Raw genomic sequence first — 3,181 nt, 5'->3', positions numbered from 1 at the left:
CGCCGCGCGCCTGGCGCGCGCGCTGGAGCACTGGAAGAAACTGGCCGAGCCCTGGCGCAGCGCGGCGCGCGAGGCGATTTCGCGCGTCGCTGCGAAACCCGATCTCTCCCCCGACCTGCGCGAGGTGCTCAACTGCGCGCTGGAGTGAACACCCCCGAGCCTGTTTCATGGGCCGTGGGGGACGCGTAGCATCATGGAAAACCGCAAGGAAAAACCAGCATGACGAAGCGCATCAGCCTGACCCGCTACCTCGTCGAACAGCAACGGGCCGACGGCCTGATTCCGGCGCAGCTGCGCCTGCTGCTCGAAATCGTTGCGCGCGCCTGCAAGAGCATCAGCCACGCCGTGAACCAGGGCGCCCTGGGGGGCGTGCTGGGCAGCGCAGCGAGCGAGAACGTGCAGGGCGAGATTCAGAAAAAGCTCGACATCATTGCCAACGAGGTGCTGATCGAGGCCAACGAATGGGGCGGCCACCTCGCGGCCATGGCGTCGGAGGAAATGGCCGGAATCTACCCGGTGCCGAACCGCTACCCGCAGGGCGAATACCTGCTGCTCTTCGACCCGCTGGACGGGTCGAGCAATATCGACGTGAACGTGAGCATAGGCACGATCTTCAGCGTGCTCAGAAAGCCCGACGGCGCGCGCGACGTCGCGGGCAGCGACTTCCTGCAGCCCGGCAGCCAGCAGGTCGCCGCCGGCTACTGCATCTACGGCCCGCAGACCACGCTGGTGCTCACCGTGGGCGCGGGCGTTGCGCTGTTCACGCTCGACCGCGAGCAGGGCTCGTTCCTGCTCACGCAGGAAAACCCGCGCATCCCCGAGGACACGCAGGAATTCGCGATCAACATGAGCAACCAGCGCCACTGGGACGCGCCCGTGAAGCGCTACATCGACGAATGCCTGCAGGGCCGCGAAGGCCCGCGCGGCAAGGACTTCAACATGCGCTGGATCGCCAGCATGGTCGCCGACGTGCACCGCATCCTCACGCGCGGCGGAATCTTCATGTACCCCTGGGACCGGCGCGAACCCGAAAAACCGGCAAGCTGCGCCTGATGTACGAGGCCAACCCCATGGGCTGGATCGTCGAGCAGGCCGGCGGCGCGGCGACCAACGGCAGGCAGCGCATCCTGGACATCCAGCCCACCCAGTTGCACGAGCGCGTGAGCGTGATCCTCGGATCAAAAAACGAGGTGCAGCGCGTGACGGACTACCACCGCGGGCTATAATGCCCGTTTTTCGCCGGTGTAGCTCAGTTGGTAGAGCAGCTCATTCGTAATGAGAAGGTCGGGGGTTCGACTCCTCTCTCCGGCACCACAAGCCTCTGAATTCCTGATGCGCAGGTGATAGCGCAGGACCAAGGAGGCTTTTTTCATGCCCATGGCCCATGCCACCGCCTTGCGTTACTCGGTGTCTTCAAATACCAGGGACACAGGGACCATGATGCGCGCCGTCTGCGCGAGCTCGTCGAGCACCCGGTTGGCGAAGTAACTGTGCGGCGTGTCGGGTTCGAGCGCCGCCACGGCCAGATGCGCGCGGGGCTGGTTCAGTGGCACGTAGAAGCTGCCCGCAGGCAGATCGATGGCACGGCGCTGCACGGCCACCTGCACGCGCACGGTTTCCGGGTCGCCCGCGATCGGGCCGCGCACGCCGGATTCATGCGCCGTTTCGTGATAGGTTTCGGCCAGCGCCGTTCCAGACTCGGCAATGCGCATGACCTGCAGGCCCAGCAGCCGCAGGCGCTCCACGGCGGCCGTGGAACTGGCTGCCAGCCAGTAGCCGCAGGGGCGCGCGCGCGACTTGGTGGGGCGCAATGCCAAGGTGGAGTCCCAATCGACGTGGATGGAGCGTAGCGCGCCCGTTTCGGGGTCCAGGAAGTCCAGGTTGCGCTGGCCGGGGGTGGCCGCGGCTTCGAGCACCACCTGATCGCGGCAGGCCTGGGCGCTCACCTCCCGCTCCACGAAGGACTGCACCCGCTTCAGATCGGCGGCCCGTTTCACCGTGCTTTCCAGGACGCTGGTAATGGCCGTGACCTGCGTGTGCACGCGGCGCTGGATATGCATGCGGCCGATGCCCACGCCGCGCGTCGCGATCATCAGGCTCACGGCGTTCTTCAGGCCGTTCACGTTGCGTCCCGTATCGGGCTGCGCCGTGCCCATGGAGATGCGCTTGTCCTGCGGATCGGTCGGGGTGGTGTAGTACCAATCGCTCGTCAGACCCTGCGCGGTGAGCGCCTGCGTCATGGGCTCGAAGTACCACTCCTGCGAGGCCCGGGTCAGGAACTCGGGATAGTTCGCCGTGGTGGTGTATTGCAGCAGCGCGTCGTAGCGCTGGACGGCGTTGAATTTCTGCAGGTAGCGGCCGGCGACGGTGAACTCGTGCGCCTCGACGACCAGGACCGGCCGGTACTCGCTGACCAAGCGGGCGAGCGCGCGCGCCTCGGGGGTGTTCAGCAGCAGGTGGTCGTGGTTCATGTCCACGCCGTTCGCGGTGTTCCGGCTGCCTGCATCGATCCCGTCGGGATTCGCGCGCGGCACCACGATCACCTGGATGTGTTTCAGCAGACCCTCGAGCATGCCCTGGGCCAGTTCCCGGCTGATCACGAGCAGGGCCTCGGTGCTCGCGGGTTCGTCGCCGTGCTGCGCGCCGATGAGCAGCACCGTGGGCCGGTCGCTGGTGTCCGGGCTGGCGCGGTCCGTTGCCGGATCGCCGGTGAGCAAAAGACCCAGGATGGGTGCACCGCGCTGCGATTTGCCGGCATGGAACACCCGGGCGAGCTTGTTCGGCGAGCGTGCCTGCGCGGCGATGGACTCCAGCCACTGGCCCAGTTCGGCATTCGTGGTGAAGGCCCTGCGCCCGGGGGCCAGCCCGGGCGTGTCGTAGACCGTGGGGGGATCGGGAAATTTTGCGCTCACGTTGGCGCCATACGGTGGCGTTCCGCCGGATGGCGCCGGCGCGGTCGGTGGCGGCGGGGCGACGGGCCGCGCCGCGCCAGGTGTTTGGGCTGCGGGAGCCGTGGGCCACGGGGGCAGCGGCGTGCTGCTGCATGCCGTCAGCAGCGCTGCTGCGAGCGCGGTGCAGGCCGATGCAGGCCAGGAGGACAGGCGCCGGGGCGGTGCGCAGCGGCGCAGAAAGGAGCGCAGGAGCATGGTGGATTCTTCCGATCGTTGCGCTCAGCCTGTCG

General features: G+C 67.5%; 2 protein-coding genes, 1 tRNA gene and 1 pseudogene. 3 read left to right on the top strand and 1 reads right to left on the bottom strand.

From position 1 onward, the window contains the following. The 3 genes and pseudogenes from VTU_RS33980 to VTU_RS0120190 all read left to right on the top strand — a co-directional run. Positions 1-148 (top strand): aminopeptidase N C-terminal domain-containing protein (locus VTU_RS33980; RefSeq protein WP_010107960.1); only part of this gene is annotated, 148 nt, incomplete at its 5' end. A 71-nt stretch (positions 149-219) separates the two neighbouring features. Then, positions 220-1,226: pseudogene (locus tag VTU_RS28915) on the top strand (class 1 fructose-bisphosphatase). 12 nt (positions 1,227-1,238) lie between these two features. Further along, positions 1,239-1,314 (top strand) — tRNA-Thr (locus VTU_RS0120190). Positions 1,315-1,400: 86 nt separating this feature from the next. Here the strand turns inward: VTU_RS0120190 and VTU_RS0120185 are convergent. Then, positions 1,401-3,146: a M14 family metallopeptidase gene (locus tag VTU_RS0120185; RefSeq protein WP_010107954.1), complete on the bottom strand. Its 1,746-nt coding sequence runs from the start codon at positions 3,144-3,146 to the stop codon at positions 1,401-1,403. Positions 3,147-3,181: the final 35 nt, after the last annotated feature.

This window comes from Verminephrobacter aporrectodeae subsp. tuberculatae At4, assembly GCF_000193225.1.
In the GTDB taxonomy this organism is placed as follows: domain Bacteria; phylum Pseudomonadota; class Gammaproteobacteria; order Burkholderiales; family Burkholderiaceae_C; genus Acidovorax; species Acidovorax aporrectodeae.
The sequence above is the reverse complement of the archived record's forward strand: the minus strand, read 5'-3'. Positions and strand labels throughout refer to the sequence as shown.

What these genes read in the sequence shown, in the direction of transcription:
- VTU_RS0120185 (WP_010107954.1), bottom strand. Translation starts at nt 3,146, where the DNA reads ATGCTCCTGCGCTCCTTTCTGCGCCGCTGCGCACCGCCCCGGCGCCTG.